This is a genomic window from Kitasatospora herbaricolor, assembly GCF_030813695.1.
GTDB lineage: Bacteria > Actinomycetota > Actinomycetes > Streptomycetales > Streptomycetaceae > Kitasatospora > Kitasatospora herbaricolor.
Genome location: NZ_JAUSVA010000002.1, coordinates 9,162,532 through 9,186,014 on the forward strand (window position 1 = coordinate 9,162,532; position 23,483 = coordinate 9,186,014).

Sequence of the window (23,483 nt, forward strand, 5' to 3'; positions counted from 1 at the left end):
CCGATGGCGGTCGAGCTGCCCGAACCCCTCCAGTGGGTGCTCCTCCTGCTGGCCGGCACCCGCTGGCCGGAGGCGGACGAGGACATGCTGCGCGACATGGCGGAGCGCTGGCGACAAGGGGCCGAGACCCTCAAGGACGCCGGTGAGGCCGCGGACTCCGCGCTGAAGCGAGCACTGGAGGGCCAGCAGGGCGTGGCCGCCGAGGCGTTGGCCAAGCACTGGGCGCAGTTCACCGTGGGCAAGGGCACCGAGCAGGACCCGGGTTACTTCCCCGGGCTGGTGCAGGCCTGCAACGGCATGGGCGACATGCTGGAGGCAATGGCCAACTCGGCGGAGACCGCCAAGATCCAGATCATCGCGCAACTCGGCATCCTGGCCTTCGAGGTCGCCACGGCCGAGGCTGAGGCGCCGTTCACCGCCGGTCTCTCGCTGGCCGAGATCCCGGTGTTCGTCGGGATCAGCCGGACGGTCGTCCAGCAGATCCTCAAGCAACTGCTGAAGGAGGCCCTGGAGTTCGCCGCCAAGCAGGCGGCCCAGATGGCCGCCATCAACCTGATGGCCCAGAGCATCGAGCTGATGGAGGGCCACCGCAAGAGCATCGACATGAAGGAGCTGGGCCAGAACGCCCTCGGCGGCGCCGTCGCCGGCGCCAGCGGACACCTGATCGGCAAGGGGCTGAGCGGCGCGGGTTCGAAGCTCGGCCTGGCCGGCGCCATGCAGACCACCGGCGGAAAGATGGTCCACGGCGCGGCCGTCGGAGTCGGTGCGGACGTGTCGACCCAGCTGATCACCACCGGCCACGTCGAGGGCGGTAGCCTGCTCGGGTCGGGTCTCAGCGGCGGTGCCGCGGTGGGCCTGCGGGCCGGATCGGCGAACATCAAGGGCCGGTTCAACGGCCCGCCGGCCGGTCCCACCCCGCACAGCGCTCCGCCCACGGGTGGTGGAGCCGCCACCAGCACCGGGGGCAAGCCCATCGGCGGTTCCCTGTCGGGGGCCGGTTCCGGCTCGGGTTCCCTGCCCGGTTCGGGAGCCGGTGCCGGGCCGTCCGGTGCCGCCTCGGCGGGCGCTGCCTCCTCCGGTCCGGCTTCCACCGGCGCCTCCTCCGGCGCTGCTTCGGCGGGCGCCGGCTCGACGGGCGCCGCTTCGTCCGGCGGGGCCGGGCACGGTGACAGCACACCGGCCTTCTCCAGGCCGGATGCCGCCACCTCCGCCTACCAGGGCCCCGCCGGGGGGACCGGTACCCGAGGCACCCTCGACGGCGCCGACGCTTCCTCGGCCTCCGGGGCCGGGCACACCACGTCCGGCGGCCGTTCGACCGACACCGGCGCAGGCAGTGCGTCCGCTGCAGGCAGTAGCGCCGGCGCAGGCGGCCGAGGAGCGGGCGGCCTGGTCCCGTTCGGCTCCGACCGAACGGCCACGCCGGGCCCGGTCGCCGACCACACCACCGGGACGCCCGCCACCCCCGCGGCGGCTTCGGCCCCCGCGCACGTCCCGGCCCAGGAGAGCGCGCCGCGCGGTACGGAACCGGCCGCCCCGCGCGCCACCGCGCCGGAGGCCGCCCCGCACCAGGCGGCTCCGGCTCCGTCGCACACCCCGGTCGCGGAGAGCACTCAGTCGCACACCCCGGTCGCGGAGAGTGCGCCGGCACCGTCGCACACCCCGGCGACCGAGAGCGCGCCGCGCAACGCCGCGCCGGAGAACACCGTGCACCCCGCCGAGCCCGCCCCGGCGGCGGACCGGCGCGCCGACACCCAGCCGAGCACCGGCGGCCTGCAGCGGCCCGAGCCGCAGCAGACGGCGGCAGCCGACGCGCCGACCCGCACCACACCGGACGCCGTCCCCCGGCAGTCTGCCCCCGACCCGACTCCCGTCGACACCGGCCGGACGGCCGAGAGCCGTACCGAGCCGACCCCGGCGAACCACGTCCCGACTCCGGCCCCGACCGTGACGCCGGCGCTGCACAGCACGCCGGAGCAGGCTCCGAGCGCCACGCCGCACGAGGCGCCCGCCGCCTCGCCGTCGCGCTCCGAGACCCCGGCCGCCGCTCCCTCCCGGGAGACGTCCCCGCCGCCCCCGCCGACGCACAGCACGCCCGACCACACCCCGAACGCGGCTCCGCACGAGACGCCGGCCGCCGCCTCCGCCACCCCGCCGCCCGGCCACGCCACGCCGTCCGCCGCCCCGGCCGCCCACGCGACGGCGGCGCCCGGCGGTGCGCCGACGGCCCACGGGCCTTCCCAGGGGCCGTCCGGCCCGGCGGCGCCCCACCCGTCGGCGGGGGACCACCCGGTGCCGACCACTCGTGAGCCCGCCGACACCGGCACGAGCCGGCTCGACACCGCAGGCATGCCGCCCGGCATGTCCGTCCCCACCGCCCGGCCGGCGGCCGGCGACCAGCCTTCCCGCTCGACCGAGACCCCGTCCGTACCGCCGCCGCCCCCGGCGGACACGAGCGCGGCCGCCGCCGGCACGCCGCACGGCGTCCAGGGCGGCGCCGCTCCTCGGAGCGGGACCCCTCACGGCCCGTCGGCCGCCCCGCCGCCGCAGTCGACCCGGACGGCTCCGCCGATTCCGCCGCGCCGCCAGGCGCAGCCGTCGGGGCAGCAGCCTCCGGTTCAGAATCCGGTGCAGCATCCGGTGCAGCCTCCGGCTTCCGGTGGGGGTCGGACGGCTCCGCCGATTCCGCCGCGTCGTCAGGCGCAGCCGTCGGGGCAGCAGCCTCCGGTTCAGCACCCGGCGCAGCACCCGGCGCAGAACCCGACCCAGCAGCCGGTCTCGAACGCCGGCCGGACCGCGCCGCCGATCCCCCCGCGCGCCGCTCCGTCCGCGCCGGGCCGGACCGCCCCGCCGATTCCGCCGCGTACGCAGGCGCAGCCGTCCGCGCAGCACCCGACGGCCAACCCCACCTCGAACCCGGCCCAGCACCCGACCCAGAACCCGACCCAGAACCCGAACCAGGGCAACACCGCCGGCACCCCGGGCGGGTCCGGCACGCCGCACCGCCCGCTGACCTCGCAGGCGGCCGACCAGATCCACCAGACCGAACGCAACCAGCGGCAGGCCGAGCTGGACGCGCTGCGTCAGGGAGGCTCCGGCCGGGTCGGCCGGACGGCCCAGGAGATGGGCCGGGAGCAGCAGTTCACCATCACCCGGCCGCCCGAGGCGGCCCAGCTGGTCCGTGACGTGCCGACGATGTCCGCGCAGGAGCGGGCCCAGACCCTGGACGCGCTGCGCCCGGAGTACCGGCGCTGGCTGGCCAAGGACCCGGCGTTCGTGGACGCGCTGCGCGGCGCCCTGCCGGCCAAGGAGTTCGCTACCACGGCCGCCCGGCTGATGGTGGACGTCGACAGCCGTACCGCCCAGCCGGTCTCGGCCCGGGCCCAGGCGCGCGCACAGGCCGAGCGGATGCTCCAGGACCCCGACGTGGCGGCCAGGTTGCTGAAGGGCGGCGCCGGGATCGTGGTGGTCCCCAAGGACGTCTCGATGACCTCGGTCAACGCCTTCCACGGGCTGCGCGGGACGACGGCCGGCGGCGCGTCCGGCGGCGGACGCGGCTGGGACGACGTGCGCGGCTCGGGCGGGCGGCGGGCCGCCGTCACCGAGGAGAACCTGCTCGGGGAGAGCACCTCGGTCGGCAACGCGACCCACTACGCGGACGGCTACTCCACCACCACGCACGAGTTCGCGCACACCGTCCACCAGTACGGCCTCCCCGCCCCGGACCGGGCCACGATCACCAGCAGTTACCAGAGCAAGCTGAACGACCCGAACGCGGCCTGGACGGACGGGCCGCGCCAGGACCTCCACGGCAACCCGGTCGACAACTACGGCTCGCGGGACGAGTTGGAGTACTTCGCCCAGGTGACCAACGCCTACCTGGGCACCAACCACGGGACCGACCCGCACACCGGGCAGCAGCGCAACAACGGCCCGGCCTGGGTGCGGGCGAACGAGCCGGCCCTGCTCCCGCTGCTGGAGCGGCTCTACGGCCCGGACCCCGTCCCGGGGACGCACGCCCCGGCGAACCCGGTCGAGGCGACCCGGGCCGAGAACGACATGTACCAAGGGCTCCGGGACTTCATGGAGGGCGTCGAGCACCAGCCCGCCGCCGCCACGCCCGCGCCCGCCCACACCCCGCCGCCGGCCCCTTCGCACGCCCCGCCGCCGGTACCCGGCAGTGCGGCGCCCACCCCGGGGACGCACGGCACGCCCAACCCCGCCCACCCGGTGGCGCCCCCGCCGCCGGCTCCCACGACCTACCCGACGCCCGACGGCATGACCGACCGGGAGACGGCGGAGTCCGAGTTCCGGCTCGGCACCGCCGCGCTCCTGGAGCAGACCGTCGTCGAGCGGCTCGGCGGGAGCGGACTCGGCCTGCCGCCCGGCTCCCTCGTGCTCGGCGGCGGCGGAGGCGTCGCCGCCCTCCAGTTGCACCGTCCCGTCCAGGACCTCGACATGCGCCTGTCCTTCGGCGGCGACGGGATCAGGAACCCCAACGAGGTGCTCCGCTTCCTGGCGGACGAAGTGCTCACGGACAGCCAGGTGGTGCCCGGCCGGCGTACCGCCTCGACCACGGTGACCGGTCGCTTCGGCGGCCTCGACGTCAGCATCACGCTGGCGCCGGTGCGCTCCCAGGAGCACCCGATGGAGGTGGTCGTCAACGGCGAGACCCACAACGGCGAGACCGTCCCGCTGAAGGTGGTGGCGAGCGAGGACCTGCTGGGCGACAAGCTCGCCGCGCTGGCGATGCGCAAGCAGGACGCCAAGGTTGACGTGGCGATGCTCCGCGAGAAGCGGGTCCGCGACGCCCTGGACGTGCTGACGCTGCACTCCAAGCTCGACCCGGCCGCGCTGGACCACCTGCGGGACGGCCGCGAGTCGATGCGGCCGGCGATCGGCAAGCTGGCCGACGTGGTCGCGGAGGTCTCCAGGCACTCGGCGGACCGGTTCACCCCGGCGCAGTTGCACACCCTGGAGGAGATCTCCCAGCGTCTCGGCAGCGAACCGACGGCCCGGCCGGTCAGGGAGCCGAAGGGCGCCAAGCCGACTCCCGAGCAGCTGGCGGAGCTGCGTGCCGCGAAGGAGGAGGCGAAGCGCCTCAAGGCGGCCGCCGCCGCCGCTGCCGGCAACGGCAACGCCAACGCCAACGCCAACGCCAACGCCCATGCCAGCGGGTCCACTTCGACCACCGACCGCGGCAACCCGGCCAACCCGCCCACCCCGACCCCCCCGGCCAACCCGGCCAACCCGCCCCATCCCACCCCGAGTACCGACAGCCGCACCACCTCGGCACCGCCGCCCCCGCCCCCGCCGCCGCCCGCCTTCACCACCGGCCCGGTCTCCCGCGGGCTGCACCCGACGCAGGCCCCGCCGCCCCCGCCGCCCGCGCCGACGGTCAACCGCAACGACGCGCCGATGGACACGGACATGGGCTCCCGCACCCCGAGCCCCGCCCTGGACGAGGACATGGGCGTGCACTCCCAGAGCTCCGAACCGGGCCCGGTGCAGCCGGCGACCGTCCCGCCGCGCCGGCCGCTGCCGGTCGCCGTGCAGACCGGCTTCACCGGCGATCCGCGGTTCCCGCTCCGGGGCGACCAGGTGTGGCTGACCGAGGTGCTCCCGTCCAACGACCGGCCGATGACCCGGTTCGGGTCCGACCAGCGTTCGCACACCGTGCCGTGGGTGCTCACCCGGCGCGCCGCGGAGGGCCTGGCGAACCGTACGGCGGACTCCGTGTGGAACGAACTGGTTTCGGACATCAAGGAGTTCCAGAACTACCCGCCGCTGCCGAAGGGCGCGGCGGCCGCCGAACACCAGACGGTGGTGGCACGCTGGAACGACATCATGGGCCGGCTCGGCGAGCTGCCGGAGCATCCGCCGGCCGACCTGCCCCTGCAGGAGTGGCACCGCAGCCTCGGCGACCTGGTCTCCGGCTACATCGAGTTGTCCCAGATCACCTCCTTCGCCTCCTTCGCCGACGGCGCCGCCAAGGGCCGGGGCGAGGCGAACATGATCGACCGGATCGACCGGTACGTGCGGGGCGAGGGCCTGCCCCCCACACCGCAGGAGGTGGTGGGGACCCTGCTGGACCTCAAGGAGAACAACGCGCTGACCAAGGAGGACGCGGCCGCCGCCAGGGAACACCTGATCAAGAGCCTGCACCGGGCTTTCCCGGACTACCTGACGGCGGGCCGCAAGGCCGAGATCGAGGGCCTGCTGCGGATGGACACACCGGTGACGGTGCAGCCGCACACGGACCTGCCACCGACCGTCCAGGCCTTCCGGCGCTACGGCGCCGACAGCGACCTGGTCGCGGACATCGCCCTCGACCGCCGCGACCCGTCCCTGATCGGCCGGATCATGCTCAGCGAGCAGGCCCGGCCGGACACCCAGTACCAGACGCAGAACTCGCACGCCGCGTCCTGGTCGTTCATGCGGGCCTCGCTGCTCTCCTTCGAGGGGAAGAGCCCGCAGGTGCTGGAGGGCTGGCTGGGCGCGCGCTTCGACGAGATGCACGGCATCCAGGACCTGGACGGGCCCACCCGCGCGGTGGTCGACCACGCCCGGCGCGAGCTGGCGGACATCGGGAACACCCCGCCCTCGCTGCGCCCGGCCCGGACCAGCGATCTCATCCGGCTCTTCGTGGTCGCCCACCAGAAGCTGCCGCACACCACCTTCGTGGACGACTTCCAGCTGGCCCGGGCCACCGCGAGCGGTGAGCTCGACCTCGGGCAGATCGGGACCGACCGTCACCACCGGGTGGTCGCCAGCCACTTCGACGGTGCGGCGCCGTTCGGCATGGCGGGGGAGCGGCTCGACCGGGCCTACCTGAGCTGGGGGCACCTGGCGGGCACGCTCGGCCCGGTCAACGGGGAGACGATCGGCCACCTGGCGGAGCGGACCTTCAGCGACAAGAACATGCAGGCGCTGCTGGAGGCCGGCCGGCTCCGGCCGCTGGACTCCGCGCTGGGCGCCAAGTACCTGTCGGGACTCGGCGCCTGGGAGCGCTCGCTCACCACGGTCTTCGGGGACGACGGGCGTGCCGGGGTCGAGAAGGCCTGGGCCGACTGGCGCGAGGAGTTCACGATCGACCGGTTCAACGTGCCGGAGCGGGCGCACCGGGCCCAACTGGAGCAGTGGTTCCAGGAGGTCCAGCAGGCGGACCGCCCCTCCGACGCGGCCGGCGCGCTGGCGGGGCTCACCGCCTACTACCAAGGGTTGGGCGCCACCACCAGCCGCTCGGAGCAGCAACGCGCACTGCGGACCCTGCTGGAGCGGGCCAACGCCGCCGCCGCGGCGGCCACGGGCTGAACATGCCGCGCCGCCCGGGCCTGCGTCCTGCACGCCCTGGCGGCGCGGCGGGTCGAGGAGCCGCCGGGGCCGGCGCGCGCACGGGCACCGGCACCGGCACCGGCGCGCACTGCGGCGTCGTCCGGGAGCGGACCGGACACCGTGCCGCTCCCGGACGTCAGGGGGACGGCCGGGAGCGGCCTTCGGCGGCGGTCGACGACAGCAGGCCGCCCGGGCCGGGGCCGGCGGCGCCGGACGGGGAAGGAGGACCGGGGAGCGCCCCGGTTGTCGCCCGGACGGGCGAGTCGTCGGGTGCGGGCTCCTCCGGGTGCGCGGCGCGGGCCGTCCGCCGTGCCGCGACGGTGCCCTGCAACCGTCCGACGCCCAGCTGGAGGGCGAGCGTGCAGACGACGGCGATGCCGAACGCGGCCGCGCCGTCCAGGGGCCCGGTGAGCACGGCCACCAGGTAGCAGAAGGCGGCGAAGCCCACCAGACCGCGCAGCACGCCGCGCAGGGTCGCCTCCGCGACCGCCGCTCCGCCCTGGGCGAGCGCGAAGGTCGCCACCACGCTGGTGCCGATCGGGAAGGGCGCGAGCACGCCCGTCAGGTCGGGGCCGAGGTGTGAGGCGGCCGTGGTCAGCGCGGTGACCAGGAGCGCGGTCGCCGTCCCGCGGGCCGGCAGGTCCCACCGTGGGGGCGGCGGCGCCTTCGGCACCTCACCCGCGCGGGCCCGGCCGAGGGCCTTCGCGCCGCAGGCGGTCGCGGCCAGGGAGAGGCCCAGCGCGAGGACGGGCGACACCGACAGCCGGCTCAGCACGAGGTCCGCGGCCAGGCAGACCGTCCAGGCCAGGACGAGTGTGACCGCCCAGTGTCCGGCCCGTGCCGTCCGGGCGAGCAGGGCGAAGACCACCGCGAACAGGGCCAGCGAGACCAGCCCCAGCAGCGAGGCCCCGGCGGCCCGCGCGGCGAAATCCCGGCCGTGTTCCAGCCAGGTGATGAACAGGATCGGCCCCGCCACGATCGGCAGGGCCACCAGCGTGCCCGCCAGCGTCGGCCCCCAGCGGCGCCCGGCCAAGGAGGAGGCGACCACCAGCGCGGGGGCGAGGAGCAACTTGAGGATCAACATCGACACCGGCGTCATCCTGGCACATGCCTGCGCGGGGCCGGCCGCCGCCGGCCGACCCGGCGGCGAGGGCCGGGATGCCGCCTGGCACCGTCCCCCTGGGAGCGGCCCCCGTGCAGGTGGCGGCGTGCCCGGGTGCCAGGCCCGCGCTGACGGCCGACCGGGAGGCGTCCCGTCCGGTGCGCCCCCGTTCAGCGCCCGGCCGGCGCCGGGCGCAGCGGGCGGACGGCAACCCCGACCACCTGCTCCCGCGTCACGTAGCCGAAGTGCCGGGAGTCGACACTGCGGGGCCCGTTGTCGCCGAGGACCAGGAAGCGGTCCGGCGGCACCGTCGAGCCCGGCGGGCAGCGCAGGGCGGCGGCCAGGGCGGCGGGGACGAGGTCACCGGGGGCGGCCGCGATCCGTTTGATCAGCAACTGGGCGGGGCCCACCGGGCGCTCGTCCGGTGCGGGCAGGCTCCCCGCCCGTGCGGCTCCCAGCACGACCGGCGGAGCCGCCCGTGGCCCGAGGACGACGACCTGGCCCCGGTGCAGCCGACGGGCGCGACGGCGCACCACGAGCACCCGGTCACCGTCGCGCAGGCCCGGCTCCATGCTGGGGCCGGTCACCGTGACGGCGAGCACCCGGCCGCGCAGGACGCGGTGGATCCACCGGACGAGCCGTACGGACCTCACGTCCACCCGTCCCTGCCGGTGCCCGCGTCCGCACTCGCGCCTGCGGCGCTCGGCACCGCTGCGTCACCGCCGGTCTCCTCGGCGGCCCCGTACCCGCCGGCCTGGAGGGCGAACAGGCGGGCGTACGAGCCGCCGCGGCGGACGAGCTCCCGGTGCGGGCCCGTCTCGGTGATCCGGCCGTCCTCCAGGACGGCGATGGTGTCCGCCTCCCGCAGAGCGCTCAGCCGGTGCGAGATGAGCAGCCCGGCGCGGCCCGCCCGGTGGTCGCGCAGGCGCTGATGGACGCTGTGCTCGGCCTCCGGGTCCAGGCCGGAGCTCGGCTCGTCCAGGATCAGCAGGTCGGCGTCGGAGCGGACCAGGGAGCGGGCCAGGGCCAGCCGCTGCCACTGGCCGCCGGAGAGCACCAGGCCCGTGCCGGCGTCCTCCTTGTCCTGCTCGCTGAAGAAGATCCGGCTGAGCAGGGTGTCGTAGCCGTGCGGCAGGCCGGTGAGCTTGTCGTGGACGCCCGCCAGTTCGGCGGCCTGCTCGACCCGGCGGCCGGGGTCCGTCAGGGCGGTGAGATCGCCGAGGGCGATGTTCTCGCGGGCGGTGAGGTCGTACTCCATGTAGTCCTGGAAGGTCGCCCCGAGCCGCCGGCGCAGCTCGCGCGGGCAGAGTTCGCGCAGGTCGACGCCGTCCCAGAGGATCTGCCCGCGGGTCGGGTCGTAGAACCGGCAGAGCAGCTTCACCAGGGTGGACTTGCCGGCGCCGTTGAGGCCGGCCAGGCCCACCGACCGCCCCGCGGGGATCACCAGGTCGACGCCCCGCAGGATCCAGGGCTGCCGGTCGCCGTAGCGGAACCAGACGTCGCGCAGCTCCACCGCGTCGCGCAGCGGCGGTACGGGCCGCGGCTGCGCGGGCGCCGGGAGATCCGCCGGAGCGCCGGTCACCGAGATGAAGTGACGGAACATCAGGGCAGACTGGTGGGCGCGGGCCAGTTCGAGGGCCAGGGCGGCGAGCGCCCCCTGCACCGCCGGCAGCGCGGCCACCAGGACGGTCACGTCCCCGAGGCCGATCCGCCCGGAGCCGGCCGCGGCCACCGCCCACAGCAGTCCTGCGCCGGCAGCCACGGCCGACAGCAGGGCGAGTCCGGCCTGGACGCCGAGCTCCTGCCGGTCCAGCCGTTGCCTGGCGGCGTCGGCGGTCCGGCGCTCGGTGATCATCCGCTCCCGCAGGTGACGGCCGACGCCGAACAGCCTGATCTCCTTGGCGGCCTGGAGGTTCGTCAGCAGCGCCGCGTAGAACAGCTCGCGGCGCTCCGCCGGCCCGACCGTCCAGGTCAGCTCCGCCCGGCGGCGGCTGAGCGCCAACTCTGCGCAGAGGACCGGCAGTCCGGAGGCGAGGACGGCCACGGCCGTCCAGGGGCCGAGCAGGGCGAGCGTCCCGAGGAACCCGGTGAGGGTCACCAGGGCACCGACCAGCCCGATCCCGCTGCCCGCCACGTCCACCGGGGCGGACCCGCCGAACTGCTGGGCCAGCCGGAGCCGGTCGAGGAAGCGCGGGTCCTCCAAGCGGCTCAGGCCCACGAACCGGTCGACGGCGGTGTGCAGTTCGAGCTGGGCCCGGAGCCCCACCGCCCGCCGTAGCTGCGCCTGCAGGTACTGCAGCAGTTGGGGGACCACCGCGACGGTGACCCCGCAGGCCACCAGCAGCAGGGCCAAGGTCGTGAAGGCGCCGGGGCCGGAACCGGAGGCGGACCCCGACGAGGCCCCGGCCCCGGCGCCGGTCCCGACGGTTGCCACCAGGCGGTCGAGCACCCCGCGCAGGATCCAGGCCGCGGCCACCGGCACCGCGGAGGCGGTGAGGGCCAGCAGCAGCCAGGCGGTCAGGCCGGCGGGCGCGGCCCGGCCTACCAGACGGACCGCTGCGGCCAGCACGCGTGGCGTGCCCCGGGTGCCGTCGTCCGCACCGGGTGCGTCCGGCCCGCTCACGAGGCCACCGCGACGGCCGCACGCGGCCACACCGCGGTCTCCGCCACCAGCAGCCGCCCGTCGGCCGCCCGTGCGACGCGCACCGACGCGGGGAACGCGCGGACGCCGAACGCCGTGCCGACCGGCCCGTCCAAGGCCTCGTGGACGGTGCGCACCACGGGTGTGAGGGCGGCCAGCATCGGCCGGGACTCCTCGGCGTCCCCGACCACCACGGCGAGGATCCGGCCCTCCGCGTCCGGCTGGTCCGCCGCATGCGCGACGAACCCGGGGAGCTTCTCCTGGCAGGGCGGGCAGGAGGGTGAGAAGAACGCGACGAGAGTCCCGTCGGCCAGGTCCTGGTCCGTGACCGGACCGCCGCTGCCCGTCGCACGGAAGGATCCGATCCGGCCGCCCACCGGCGCCACGAGCGGGTCGGACGGCCCGGTCACCGGCCCGCCTGCGTTCGCCAGGCGCTCGGAGTGCTCGCGCAGCCGGCGCACGACGCCGATCACGACCACGAGGTTGATCAGGGACAGCGCGCCGACTCCGGCGACGGCAACGGCGAGAAGGGTCATGGGGTTTGTTCCTTTCGGGGCAACGGCCGGAAGAGCCCGACGAGGTCGTCCAGCGCGGAGGCGAGCAGGCCGAGGACGCCGCCCGCCAGCCAGGCGGCGAAGGTCACGGCCGGACCGCCGTGTGCCGGCCCGGCCGTCGCCGGAGTGGACGCCAGCGGCCCGGAGGCCACCAGGCCGGCCAGTGCGACGGCGAGCAGTGCGGCGTTGCGTACGGCGTGGACGGCGCCCAGCGGCGTCGTCGACCGCCCGAAGCAGCGGCACGGGGTGCCGCTCCCGCGACGGGCGGCCGCGAGGGCGAGCAGGGTGAACGGGGCGAGCAGGGCCGTGGCCAGGGCGAGGCCGACGGGGACGGTGGCCGGCACGGCGAGTGCCAGCACGACGGCGGCCTCCGCGGCCACGACCGCGCCGGCCACCACGGAGGCGCCGGCCGAGCCGGCGGGCGCCGGGGCGTTGGGCACCTGGACGTTGGACACCTGGACGGCGGGCATCCGGACGGCCGGCGGCCGGGCCCGGACGGCGACGAGCGGCAGCAGCGCGCGGACCGACGCGGTGAACTCCGCGTAGCCGCGCCGGCTGCGGACCTTCCCGTGCACGGACAGGACGAAGACCAGCAGCAGACAGCCCTGGCCCACCCGGACGACGATCTCCACGACGGACGTACTCCTCCTCGGCGCAACCGCCTCGGCGACGCGGTCGCCGGGCGAAGGGTCGTGCCCCGGTGGGGTGCGGTGCCCGCGCACCCCACCGGGATCACCGGCCGGTCAGCGAACCGCACCGGCCGGCACGGTGGTCAACAACCGCAGCGCATGCCCTTGTAGGTGCGGGTGCCGTCCGGGCAGACCAGGTAGGTGAAGGTGGCCATGTTCCCGCTGTAGCCGCAGAAGGCGGTGCCGGTGTTGCGGACGCAGACGGTCTCGGTCCAGCACTCGGTCGCCGCGGCGGCCTCGGCCTTCGGGACGAGCCGGTCGACCAGGGTGTCGGAAAGGTTCTGGAGCCACTGACGCATGGCTGCTCCCATCTCTTGTCGGAACGCTTCGGAACAGGTTCGGAAGCGGTTGGGGACGGCTCGGAACGCTCGGGAAAGGTTCCGAACGGGTCTGGTGGTGCCTGCCGCTGTCCCCGAGGGCACATCGGTGCAAGCGGCAGGGCAACACTGCGGGGCCGCCCTTGCCGAAACCTTGATCAAACCTAGAATCGCCTGGTGGGACGGCACGGGCCGGGACACGGCGGCACTGCAGGGCTCAGGGTGGGGGACGCGTTGACGATCGGGTTCGCGGTGCTCGGGGAGATCCGGGCGGTCCGGGACGGCGCCTGCCTGGACCTCGGCCCGGCCAGGCAACGAACGGTGCTCGCGGCCCTGCTGACCGACCTCAACCGCACGGTCCCGCCCGACCGACTGGCCGACCGGGTCTGGGGCGCCCGCGCCCCACAGCGCGCCGCACCGACCCTCTACACCTATCTCTCCCGGCTCCGCCGGGTCCTGGACACCCCGGTGCCCGTCGTCGCGCCAGCCCCTCTCGGCACGTCAGACCCCCTCGGCACGTCAGCTGCCCTCGGCCGCGCCGACCTCCCCGCCGCCGACCGCACGGACCGCGAGCCCCTGCGCCGGCCGTCCATGATCGCGCGCCGCGCGGGCGGCTACGCGCTGCTCGCCGACGCGGAGGCGGTGGACGTGCAGGCTTTCCACGACCTGGTGGCGCGGGCGAGATCGGCGGACGGCGACCGGGCGGCCGCCCTGTTCGACCGGGCACTCGGACTCTGGCGCGGCGAACCCTTCGCCGGGGTGGACACACCATGGTTCAACTCCGCCCGGGAGACGCTGAACGAGCAACGGCACGCCTGCCGGCTCGACCGGAACGACCTCCACCTGCGCCGCGGACGGCACGCCGTCCTGCTGACCGAGCTGGCCGCCTGCCACCGGAGGCATCCGCTGGACGAACGCCTGACTGCTCAACTCCTCCTCGCCCTCTACCGGAGCGGGCGGATCGCGGAGGCCCTGCGCTCCTACGAGCAGGTCCGCACCGCACTCGCGGAGGAGCTGGGCAGCGACCCTGGCCCCGAACTGCGGCGGCTGCACGGGCAGATCCTCGCCGCCGATCCGGCGATCGACCCGCCCGGCCCGAGCGGGGAGACGGCCACCCTCACCGCCCCCGGCACGCCGCCCGCCCCCGGCACGCCGTCCACTGCCGTGGAGCCACCGGAGGCGGCCGCAGTGCCGCGGCAACTGCCTTGTGCGCCGCGATGGTTCACCGGCCGACGGGCCGAACTCGGCGTGCTGGAGAGGACCCTGGGCCATCCCGCACAGTCCGGTGGCGCGCCGGCGATCTGTGCCGTGACCGGCAGCGGCGGCATCGGGAAGACCTCGCTCGCCCTGCACTGGGCACACCGCAACGCCGGACGGTTCCCCGACGGGCAGCTCTACGTCGACCTGCGAGGCTTCGGCCCCGTCGGGGAGCCGCTGGCACCCGCCGCCGCCGTCCGGATCCTCCTCGACGCGCTCGGCGTCGACCCGGCCGCGCGGCCGGCCGACCCGCAGGCACTGACCGGGCTGTACCGTGACCTGCTCGCGGACCGGCGCCTGCTGATCGTCCTGGACAACGCCGCCGACGCCGGCCAGGTGACCGCGCTGCTCCCCGGCACCGCCGGGCCCGCCGTCCTGGTCACCAGCCGCCGCCGGCTGACCGGGCTCGCCGTCACCCACGGCGCGCACCTGCTGCCGCTGGACGTGTTCACCCCGTCCGAGTCCCTGGACCTGCTCCGCCATCACCTCGGGGCGGACCGGGTGGCGGCCGACCCGGCCGCCGCGCACGCCGTGCTGGACCACTGCGCCGGCCTGCCGCTGGCCGTCGCCGTCGCGGGAGCCCGCACGGCCGCCCGGGCGGGCCACCCGCTGGCCGCCCTCGCCGAGGAGCTGCGGGACGAGTCGGCCCGGCTCGACGCGCTGGACGCGGGCGGGCCCGGGGCCGACGTACGGGCGGCCTGCCGGGCGTCCTACCGGGCCCTCACCGAGGGGGCCGCCGAGGCCTTCCGGTACCTCGGGGCGGCGCCCGGCCCCGAGATCGGGCTGCCCGCGGCCGCGAGCCTGCTCGCCCGCTCACCGGCCGCCACCCGGGCCGCCCTGCGGGAGCTGGAGTCGCTGCACCTGCTGCAGGAGCACGCACCGGGCCGGTACCGGATGAACGCCCTGACCCGCCTGTACGCGAGGGAGCACCGGCAGGACGAGTCGGGGGAGCGGGCCCTGCGGCGCGTCCTGGACTTCTACCTGCACACCGCGCACGCGGGCGACCGGATCCTCCGTCCCCACCCGCGCAGGTGCGCCGACCTCCGGCCGCCCCTCGACGGGGTGACTCCCCAGCCGCTGGCGGACCGGCGCGCAGCCAGGTCGTGGTTCCGTGTCGAGCGCTCCTGCCTGCTCGCCGCCCGGCGTCTCGCCGAGCAGCAGCGCGCGGACACCCCCGCGCGCCAACTGGCCCGGGCGCTCGACGGGTTCCTCCGGAACCAGGAGAGTGTGCTCGGTCCCGGCGCGGTGGCGGCGGGTGCGGACCAGGACGAACTCCGCGGCCCGAAGGCACTCCGCTCCGGCGCGCTGGGCTGCCCGGTCGGCGAACCGGTCCGGTCCACGGCCCGCCGCGTCACCCACCCCGGCCGCACGGCGGAGCGTCCCACCCCAGCCCGGGTCCGGGTCTGCCTGTCCTGAGCCCGGGCTCCCGGCCGCCACGGTTCAGGAAGAGCGGGGGAGCGGCCGCTCGGCGCCCGGCGCCGGGACGGAGGTGAGCTGCTGGGCGGCGGGCGTCTGCAGGGCCAGATCGGGCTGGAGGGTCTGGACGAGGTGCAGGGCCTGGACGCGCAGGCTGAAGCGGGCGGTGTCGCCGGTGGTGAGCCGGAGCACCCGGTGCTTCGGCAGGCCGACGGTGACGGTGAGACTGATCTGTGCGGCGGCCAGGCTGTCGGCGGTCTCCTCGTTCTGCAGGACGAGGAACAGGTTGTAGCGGTAGCCGGTGCTGGTGCCGTCGGTGGGCAGCCAGCGCAGCCAGCTGTCGTCGTGCTGCTCGGCGAGGCCGGTGAAGGCGTTGGTGAGGGCGGCCTTCACCTGACTCCTGAAGTGGACGTCCGTGTAGGTGAGTTCGAGGGTCGCGAACAGATGGCCGGCCAGCTCGCGGACCAGTGTGCTGATCCGGATGGTGTCCTCGACCAGTGTGCCGTCGGTGGTCCGCACCACGGTGCTGTCGGGCAGGGTCCGCGCGGCCCGCAGGATCCTCGCGTGGTCGAAGGCCTGCCCCTGCCCGGGGTTCGCCTGCTGGAAGGCCTCCGCCGTCTCCAGCGCCTGCTGCAGATGCAGGGGCGTGACGTGCAGGATCTCCTTGGAATGATGTTCCCTGGCGGCCGGGAGGGCGACGGTGACAAGGTGGGACGGCCGGTGCGTCATGGCGTTCTCCTGGTCGGTAGGGCGGGTGGTCGAGGGTGGCCCGCCCGCTCGGCGGCCGGGCGCGGTCGTCCCGGGCGACGCCGACGGCCCGCGGCTCGGGCCACGGGTGCGGGACAACTGGGCAGGGCGGTCGCGTGGACGGGGCCCGATCGCGGGCGGCGCGCGGCGGTGGGCGCGGCGGCGACGGTTGGTGGCCCGGTTCGGTCACGGGCCACGAGGGCAGGGAAGCCGGGCGGGGAAGCCGGGCGGGGAACTGCTGGGCACCGGGCCGGCGGAGCGGTCGAGCACCGGCCGCGGCTCCCGATGGAATCCGGTCCGGGCCCCGCGTGGTCACCCCACGGCCACCGGCAGGCCGGGCTCCACCGTCAGGGACCAGATCAGGTCGTCGGGTGCCACGGCCGGGATGTCGCCTTCGATCAGTGCGTCGCTCATGGGGGACTCCAATCACTGTCGCCGTTGATGCAACTTGATAGTTGCACATCACCTCCGCAGGCGCAACCATAGAGTTGCACTCTGGTGGCCGGCGTACGCCCTTCCACCGCCGGGCCGAGGGCGTCCCGACCCGAGTGGCCGGCCCTCCGAGGCCGGAATGCCCAGTACTCCAGGCGTCCGGTCGGCCTACTCGAGTCCTCCGAGACGTAGGGCATCCTTGAGCTCGCCGAGCTTCGTGGACGACAGGACTCCCGCCCGCTCGATCAGGTCTTCCTCGGTCAGAGTGACCAGCCAGGTACAAGGGATAAGGCCTGGACGTGGGAGTGCGATTCTCAGGACGCCTTCGAGGGGCAGTCCTTCGGGGGCGCCTACTGCCACCTCGACGCCCACGCCGCTGATCTCGGTGCCGGCGGGAGCGACGACCTGCATCGCCCGAATCCCGGACGCCTCTTCTCCTGACAGCAGTACGACCGGCCGCCGCTCGTCGAAATCCACCCACCAGACTTCGCCAGGTTGCATATGTCCTCCTGCTGGTGGGGGTCGGTGGGGGGATGGCTACGGCCACCGCTGATCATCGGTGTGTGAAGACAAACGATCACGGGGTGGCCGCAGGTCAAAGCGTAGACTCTGCCCGCTGGCAGGAGGCGTTCGAGGGCCTGACGAGCCGGATCGCGGGACGTTTCGCGCGGGTCGAGCCCCGGCGCCGGGTGCGGCGGTTGGTGCTCGGGCCGCTGTCGGCCCTGCCCCGCAAGAACTGCTGGGCGATCGCCGAACGGCCGGTGGGGCGACTCCGGACGGGATGCAACACCTGCTGGGCCGGGCCAGGCGGGACGCCGATCCGGTGCGCGACGAGGTGCGCGACTACGTGGTGGAACAACTGCACGACGACCAGGCGGTGTTGGTGGTCGACGAGACCGGGGACGTGAAGAAGGGCATACACACGGTCGGCGTCCAGCGCCAGTACGCCGGCACCGCAGGAAGGATCGAGAACTCGCAGGTCGCCGTCTACCTCGTCTGTGCGGGCCGCCGCGGTCATGCAGGTGGACCGGGAGTTGTACGGTCCGCGCTCGTGGACCTCCGAGCCCGACCGCTGCCGGACCGCCGGGGGTCGGCGATCAGACCACGTTCGCCACCGAGCCGGAGCCGGCCGCCCGCATGATCGGCCGGTTCCTGGACGCGGGCCACCGAGCCCCGTGGGTCGCCGGCGACGAGGTCCACGGTGGCAACCCCAAGCTGAGGTCCGCACTGGAGGAACGCGGTGCCGGCTACGTGCTCGCCGTCGCCCGGACCCACGAAGTCCCCACCCGCGCCGGGAAGAGCCAGGAGCCAGGAGCCGCGGCGCGCGGGGTCCCCGCGCGGTGTGGTCCGACGTGCCGGCTGAAGGTCAGCGCCTCCCGAGGATCGTCGGCCTGGAAGGTGGCGCGGCCGGCGAAGGGATGCCGGGTGGAGTCCGCGTCGTCCCGGGTCGCTGGCCAAGTGGCGGGTCGGGAATGTCCGCGCCGCCTTTTCACGTGCCCCCTCGCCTGCTCGTCGGAATGCCGTGGGGTGCTGCCGGCCTCTCCTTACGCGGAACCGGAGGTGCTGGCCACGCGGGCTCCCGCCTGTCTGGGGAAGGCGATGACCAGTGGGTGGGATTCGGCGGAGATGAAGGAGTACGTCGGGAAGTCGACATGGCAGTGGTCGGTGGCATCCGCTTCGGCAGCGAAACCCTCGACGTTGTCGGCCAGCAGGTCGAGAGCGGCCCGCCCGCCGTGGATCCGCAGGGTGTGCCCGTCCGCCGTGATCGAAGCGGTGTCTCGATCCGAGTACTCGCGCATCGAAATCCACTGCAATGACATCTCGTACGGGAAAGGGTTTTGATTCACGGTCAGAGCGTGCGTGCCGGCCCGGCCGCGCAGGAGTCGCCCGAGGGCCCGGAGATCCGGCCTCCGTCCGGTGAGTTCGAGTTCTCCGCTCTCACTGGAGCAGAGGACCTGCACCATCGTCACGTCATCGTCCACTGCCTGATCCTATCGGTGCCCGCGCGACGGGGCTGCTGGTGGTGTGGTCGGGGGCTTGGGCACGTTGGGAGAAGCGGTGTGGTTTGGGGTGCTGTGATGCTCGTGGGGTCGGTCCCGGGTGTCGGTTGCTGTGTGTTGTGGGTGGCGGTCCGGGGTTTCGTTGTGGGGTTGTCCGGTCGGGTTGTCCTGGTCGGTTGTCCGGTCGGGTTCGTGTCGGTGCGGAAGGGTTGGGTGGCGTTGTGGTGGTCAAGCTTGAGACGGTGCAGTTGGAGATCGAGGGGCCGGTGGCGACGATCGCGTTGGATCGTCCGGAGAAGAAGAACGCGATGAATCCGCAGATGCATGCGGACATGAATGCGGCGTTGGACGAGATCGAGACGGTGGGGGGTGTGAAGGTGGTGGTGGTCACCGGGAACGGTGACAGTTTCAGTGCGGGGATGGATCTGGAGGAGTGTTTCCTGCGTCCTTACGAGGATCCGATGTTGTTCTACCGGACGAATCTGGTGGCGTTGCGGTGGTTCCAGCGGTTGAAGGCGTTTCCGGCGGTGACGGTGGCGAAGGTGAACGGGTTCGCTTTCGGTGGCGGGGTGTTGGTGACGGGGATCTGTGATCTGGCGGTGGCGTCGGAGGATGTCCTGTTCGGGTTGTCGGAGATCAACTTCGGGATCTTCCCGGCGGGTGGGGCGTCGTGGGCGGCGGCGAACAATCTGCCGCGCAAGCAGGCGTTGTACTACATTTTGACGGGGGACACGTTCACGGGTGCGCAGGCGCAGGAGTTCGGGTTGGTGAACCGGGCGGTGCCGGCGGGTGAGCTGGACGCGGAGACGGACCGGATCGTGGCGAAGCTGGTGAAGAAGAATCCGGTGACGCTGGAGTTGGCGAAGCAGGTGTACGAGCACAACCGGGCCTCGGATCTGCCGGCGGCGATCGACTACGACCAGGCGAAGTTGTGGGAGTTGTCGCGTCTGACGGGCAACGAGTGGATCAACGTGGCGTTGAAGCAGTTCGAGAAGCGTAGTTTCCAGCCGGGTCTGAGCACCTACCGTCGTGGGGACGCGGCGTCATGATCTTCACGGGGCCGCACGCGCCGACGCCGGTTCCCGATGTGGCGTTCACGACGTTCGTGCTGGGTGAGGCGGGCGGTCACGCGGACCGGGTGGCGTTGGTGGACGTGGCGGGGGAGGACTCCTTCACGTACGGGGAGTTGGTCGCCGGGGTGGAGAGGGTGGCGGGCGCCCTCGGGGGGCGGGGTCTGGGCCGGGGGGACGTGCTGGCGTTGCTGGCGCCGAACGTGCCGCAGTTCCCGGTGGTCTTCCACGCGGCGGCGTCGTTGGGTGCCACGGTGGTGGTGCTGAACCCGTTGGACACGACGGCGGACCTGGTGGGGCATCTGGGCGGGTCGGGTGCGGTGCTGCTGGTGACGACCGAGGAACAGGCGTCCAGGGCGTCGGAGTTGGTGGCGGGCACCAAGGTCCGGGAGGTGGTGGTGTTCGGGCAGGCGCCCGGTACCACGCCGTTCTCCGAGCTCTTGGCCCACGACGTAGCGGCCCACGACGTAGCGGGCGGCGGTGCCGTTGGTGGCGGGTCGGGTTCGCCGACCCGTGGGGTGTCGGTGGTGGGGGTGGACGCGGGGTCGGACGTGGTGGCGTTGTTGCACTCCTCGGGGAGTACGGGGCGTCCGAAGGGGGTGATGCTGACGCATCGCAACATGAGTGCGAACGTGTTGCAGACCAACGGTGGGGCGCCGTTGGAGGAGGGGGAGCGGGTGCTGGCGGTGGCGCCGTTCCATCACGCGTTCGGGTTGATCATGGTGTTGAACGCGAGTCTGCGTCAGGGCGCGACGGTGGTGACGATGCCGCGTTTCGATCCGCAGGGGTATCTGCAGGCGATCCAGGAGCATCGGATCACGCGTCTGTACGTGGTGCCGACGATCGCGGTGCTGCTGGCGCGCAGTCCGCTGGTGGAGCGCTTCGACCTGTCGTCGGTGCGGACCGTGATCTCGGGCGGGGCGGCGTTGGACCCGGAGATCGCGCGTCTGTGCGAGGAGCGGTTGGGGTGCCGGGTCGCGCAGGGGTACGGGCTGACCGAGGGGTTGGTGTCGTTCATGCAGGTGGAGGGTTCGCCTGCGGGGTCGGTGGGACGGGCGACGACGAACATCGAGTTCAAGATCGTGGACACCACGACGGGTGCGGCGTTGGGGCCGGGGCTGGAGGGTGAGGTCCTGGTGCGGGGCCCGCACGTGATGAAGGGCTACCTGGACGCGCCGCGGGCCACCGGCGAGGTGCTGGAGGGGGACGGGTTCCTGCACACCGGCGACCTGGGGAAGGTCGACGCGGACGGGGAACTGTTCCTGGTGGACCGGATCAAGGAACTGATCAAGTACAAGGGCCAGCAGGTGTCCCCGGTCGAGTTGGAGGCGGTCCTGATGACGCATCCGAACGTCGCGGACGCGGCGGTGATCGGGGTGCCCGACGAGGAGGCCAGCGAGATCCCGAAGGCCTTCGTCGTCCTGCGGGAACCGGCCACCGCCCAGGAGATCATGACCTTCGTCGCCGAACGCGTCGCACCGTACAAGAAGATCCGGCGGGTGGAGTTCATCGACGCCATCCCCCGCACCCCCGTCGGCAAGACCGAACGCCGCAGCCTCAAGGAACGCGAACGCGCAACCCGGTAACCGGTCCGGGGCGGTCCGTCCTGTGGTCGCTGCGGTGGCCTGTTCGCCACCGTGATTTGTCTGTCGTATCGTCAGCTGCTTTCTATTGCAAAATAGTTGTCGACTGCCGGCCGTCGTCCTTCCCGCCGCCGGCCGTGGTTCAGGAGACGGCCCGAACGGAAGTTCGTCGGGTGGAGGCAGCCGTGTCCTCGGCCCGTGGTGTCTTCGGCCGAGGTGGTGTCGTTGGTGGGTTGATCGATGGTGGGTCGGTCGATGGTGCGGGTTCCGGGCCGGGGTCGTCCCGGTCCGGGTTTCGGTTGCTGTTCAGGAGGTTGTCATGAGTGATCTGTCAGGTCGGACGACGATCGTGGTGGGCGCGAGCCGGGGGCTGGGCCACGGGATCGCGGCGGCATTCGCGGAGGCGGGGGCTCCGGTGGTGGCGGTTTCCCGTACGGCGGGGGAGTTCGCGGCGCCCACCAACGGGGAGGGCGGCATCCAGGTCGAGCTCGCGGATGCGGGTGACGCGTCGGTGGCGGGCCGGCTCCTGGACCTTCACGAGCCCGCGAACGTGATCCTGGTGGCAGGTGCGAACCCGCACATGCGCCCGCTGCAGCACCACACCTGGGAGACGTTCTCCGCGAACTGGGAGAGCGACGTTCGGATCACCTTCCACTGGCTGCGGGAGATTCTCCTCACGCCGCTGCGCCCGGGGGCGCGGGTGGTCGTGGTCAGCAGCGGGGCGGCGCTGGCCGGCTCGCCGCTCTCCGGTGGATATGCGGGGGCGAAGGCCACCCAGCGCTTCATCACCGGCTACGCGCAGGACGAGGCGCAGCGCGCCGGGCTGGACATCACGTTCTCGACGGTGCTGCCCCGGATGACGCCGGTGACGGAGCTGGGCCGCTCCGCGGCCCGGGCCTACGCCGCCCGCAACGGACAGTCGCAGGAGGAGTACCTGCAGCAGATGGGTCCGGTGCTGACCCCGGAGATCGCCGGCAACGCGATGGTGGACCTGGTGCGTTCGCAGGCCGCCGAGGTCGCCCCCGGCTACCTGCTGACCGGCGCCGGCCTGAAGAAGCTCGGCTGAGCGGGCGCCGATCGGCGCGCTGCGCGGTGCGGACCCGAACCCGGGTGATCCGGGTTCGGGTCCGCACCGTTGTGCTCCAGCTTCCTACGGCCTGGAGTCCTTCGTCCTTGCGTTTCTGCCGATCGTCGGCTCGTTGGGCGGGGCGGAGGACGGGGCGGATCTCTGTCGGGGCCTTGTGCAGTTGACGGGCTCCCAGGACGATGCGCTCGTCGGTGTCGTGTGACAGTTCCTCGCAGAGGCGCATGGCGTTGTCCTGGTCGTCGGCGAACAGGCTGAGCCCGTCGTCGACGGCTGCCTTCGCGCCAGTTCGACGAGCGCCGCGACGGCTGCACTGCGCAGGTCACTGTCCACGCGCCGGCGCCCCTCTCGCGTTTTGCGGTCAAGGGTACGGGTCTTTCGGTGGGCGGGTGGGGGTGTCGGCGAGTTTCGCCGTCCTGGCCCACGGCGTGCGGTGACAGGGCATGCTCAAAGCGTGACGGTGTGGTGGGTGGGGCGCAGGGACGCGGCGTTGGTCCGGATCGCGGAGCGGATGGTGTTCTTCGGGGGCGAGCCGGTGGAGGATCCGGGTGCTGCCGAACTGGCGGACGCTCTGGCGGACCTTGCGGTCGAGTACGTGGCCAGTGCACGGGGGGACGCGGTGCGCCGGGCGGGCGCCTTCTTGGAGGAGGCCGCCGGGGAACTGCGCCGGGCGGATCGTTTTCGGGGGACGTTGCTGCCGGTCGTCCTGCGTCATTTGCGCCGGGCCGAGGTGGTGCTGGACGAGGCGGGCGGCTGTCTGGGGACGGCTGTGCGCGGGCCGCTTTCGCCTGCTGCTGGGGTAGCGGACCGGGGGGCGGGGTCAGGGGTGGTGTCGCGGGGGGAGTGAGTGTGCGGCGTTAGGTGTAGTTGTGGGGCGTCGTGTGGTGGCGGCGCCCCGTTGTGGGTGGGTGTGGGGTTGTGTTCAGCACTGGGGGCGGCGGCCGTGGTTGGCGTTGTGTTTGCGGCGTGCCTTCTTCTTGCGGCGTCGCTTGGAGGACATGGCGTTCCTTTCGTGCGGGGGGATGGGTCTGGGTCTGTTTCCACGGTGGCACATTGGGGGCTTTGGGGCGCGTTGTAGGTCTTCGCCGTCCGGGTTCGTGTGCCGGGCCTGGGCCCGGGCGTGCGGGGGCGGAGATGGTGGTCCGTGGGTGGGTGCCCCGGCCTGGGCGGGGGTGTGCGGTGTGGGGGCCGGGGTGTGCCGGGGTGGTGGTGCGGAGGGTGCCCCGGCCTGGGCGTGCGGCTGCGGCTGCGGCTGGTGG

16 protein-coding genes and 1 pseudogene are annotated in these 23,483 nt (G+C 73.8%); 7 read left to right on the forward strand and 10 right to left on the reverse strand.

What is annotated here, in order from left to right; genetic code table 11:
• The first annotated feature begins 3 nt into the window (after positions 1 to 3).
• Positions 4 to 7,311 (forward strand): WXG100-like domain-containing protein, encoded by a 7,308-nt coding sequence (locus J2S46_RS39425; RefSeq protein WP_191290929.1) that lies wholly within the window; start codon positions 4 to 6, stop codon positions 7,309 to 7,311.
• A gap of 157 nt (positions 7,312 to 7,468) precedes the next feature.
• On the opposite strand, the gene J2S46_RS39430 is transcribed toward J2S46_RS39425, so the two are convergent.
• The 6 genes from J2S46_RS39430 to J2S46_RS39455 form a co-directional block, all read right to left on the reverse strand.
• On the reverse strand, positions 7,469 to 8,422 hold the full coding sequence (locus J2S46_RS39430; protein WP_229912857.1) for a hypothetical protein: 954 nt from the start codon (positions 8,420 to 8,422) through the stop codon (positions 7,469 to 7,471).
• A 182-nt stretch (positions 8,423 to 8,604) separates the two neighbouring features.
• Positions 8,605 to 9,087: a S26 family signal peptidase gene (locus J2S46_RS39435; protein WP_229912856.1), complete on the reverse strand. Its 483-nt coding sequence runs from the start codon at positions 9,085 to 9,087 to the stop codon at positions 8,605 to 8,607.
• Positions 9,084 to 11,057 carry an ABC transporter ATP-binding protein gene (locus J2S46_RS39440; protein WP_191290928.1) on the reverse strand — a complete coding sequence of 658 codons (1,974 nt, stop codon included), beginning with the start codon at positions 11,055 to 11,057 and terminating at the stop codon, positions 9,084 to 9,086. The genes J2S46_RS39435 and J2S46_RS39440 overlap by 4 nt, the downstream gene beginning before the upstream one ends.
• Positions 11,054 to 11,611 carry a thioredoxin domain-containing protein gene (locus tag J2S46_RS39445; protein ID WP_191290927.1) on the reverse strand — a complete coding sequence of 186 codons (558 nt, stop codon included), beginning with the start codon at positions 11,609 to 11,611 and terminating at the stop codon, positions 11,054 to 11,056. Before J2S46_RS39445 ends, J2S46_RS39440 begins: the two co-directional genes overlap by 4 nt.
• On the reverse strand, positions 11,608 to 12,261 hold the full coding sequence (locus J2S46_RS39450) for a MauE/DoxX family redox-associated membrane protein (RefSeq protein WP_191290926.1): 654 nt from the start codon (positions 12,259 to 12,261) through the stop codon (positions 11,608 to 11,610). Before J2S46_RS39450 ends, J2S46_RS39445 begins: the two co-directional genes overlap by 4 nt.
• 140 nt (positions 12,262 to 12,401) lie before the next feature.
• Positions 12,402 to 12,617 carry a hypothetical protein gene (locus J2S46_RS39455; RefSeq protein ID WP_191290925.1) on the reverse strand — a complete coding sequence of 72 codons (216 nt, stop codon included), beginning with the start codon at positions 12,615 to 12,617 and terminating at the stop codon, positions 12,402 to 12,404.
• 252 nt (positions 12,618 to 12,869) lie between these two features.
• Here J2S46_RS39455 and J2S46_RS39460 point away from each other — a divergent pair, with 252 nt between their 5' ends.
• Positions 12,870 to 15,308, forward strand: a complete 2,439-nt coding sequence (locus J2S46_RS39460) for an AfsR/SARP family transcriptional regulator (protein ID WP_229912855.1) — start codon at positions 12,870 to 12,872, stop codon at positions 15,306 to 15,308.
• Positions 15,309 to 15,332: 24 nt separating this feature from the next.
• Here J2S46_RS39460 and J2S46_RS39465 read toward each other — a convergent pair whose 3' ends face one another.
• Together J2S46_RS39465 and J2S46_RS39470 are read right to left on the reverse strand one after the other, a co-directional pair.
• Entirely contained in the window at positions 15,333 to 16,037 is a 705-nt protein-coding gene (locus J2S46_RS39465; protein WP_191290924.1) for a hypothetical protein, read from the reverse strand.
• A 618-nt stretch (positions 16,038 to 16,655) separates the two neighbouring features.
• Entirely contained in the window at positions 16,656 to 16,988 is a 333-nt protein-coding gene (locus tag J2S46_RS39470; protein WP_191290923.1) for a type II toxin-antitoxin system PemK/MazF family toxin, read from the reverse strand.
• Positions 16,989 to 17,071: 83 nt separating this feature from the next.
• Between J2S46_RS39470 and J2S46_RS39475 the strand changes: the two are divergent.
• Positions 17,072 to 17,822, forward strand: a pseudogene (locus J2S46_RS39475) (IS701 family transposase); the annotation flags it as partial.
• Between the two features lie 209 nt (positions 17,823 to 18,031).
• On the opposite strand, the gene J2S46_RS39480 reads toward J2S46_RS39475, so the two are convergent.
• Entirely contained in the window at positions 18,032 to 18,469 is a 438-nt protein-coding gene (locus J2S46_RS39480; protein ID WP_191291071.1) for an Imm32 family immunity protein, read from the reverse strand.
• Positions 18,470 to 18,729: 260 nt separating this feature from the next.
• Between J2S46_RS39480 and J2S46_RS39485 the strand changes: the two genes are divergently transcribed.
• The 4 genes from J2S46_RS39485 (at position 18,730) to J2S46_RS39500 (ending at position 23,071) form a co-directional block, all read left to right on the forward strand.
• Positions 18,730 to 19,536: a p-hydroxycinnamoyl CoA hydratase/lyase gene (locus J2S46_RS39485; RefSeq protein ID WP_307352696.1), complete on the forward strand. Its 807-nt coding sequence runs from the start codon at positions 18,730 to 18,732 to the stop codon at positions 19,534 to 19,536.
• Positions 19,533 to 21,143 carry an AMP-binding protein gene (locus J2S46_RS39490; RefSeq protein WP_307352698.1) on the forward strand — a complete coding sequence of 537 codons (1,611 nt, stop codon included), beginning with the start codon at positions 19,533 to 19,535 and terminating at the stop codon, positions 21,141 to 21,143. Before J2S46_RS39485 ends, J2S46_RS39490 begins: the two co-directional genes overlap by 4 nt.
• A gap of 316 nt (positions 21,144 to 21,459) precedes the next feature.
• Positions 21,460 to 22,206: an SDR family NAD(P)-dependent oxidoreductase gene (locus tag J2S46_RS39495; RefSeq protein ID WP_191294871.1), complete on the forward strand. Its 747-nt coding sequence runs from the start codon at positions 21,460 to 21,462 to the stop codon at positions 22,204 to 22,206.
• A 472-nt stretch (positions 22,207 to 22,678) separates the two neighbouring features.
• Positions 22,679 to 23,071, forward strand: a complete 393-nt coding sequence (locus J2S46_RS39500; protein WP_191294870.1) for a hypothetical protein — start codon at positions 22,679 to 22,681, stop codon at positions 23,069 to 23,071.
• A gap of 75 nt (positions 23,072 to 23,146) precedes the next feature.
• On the opposite strand, the gene J2S46_RS41110 is transcribed toward J2S46_RS39500, so the two are convergent.
• On the reverse strand, positions 23,147 to 23,278 hold the full coding sequence (locus tag J2S46_RS41110) for a hypothetical protein (RefSeq protein WP_503129182.1): 132 nt from the start codon (positions 23,276 to 23,278) through the stop codon (positions 23,147 to 23,149).
• Between the last annotated feature and the right edge of the window lie 205 nt (positions 23,279 to 23,483).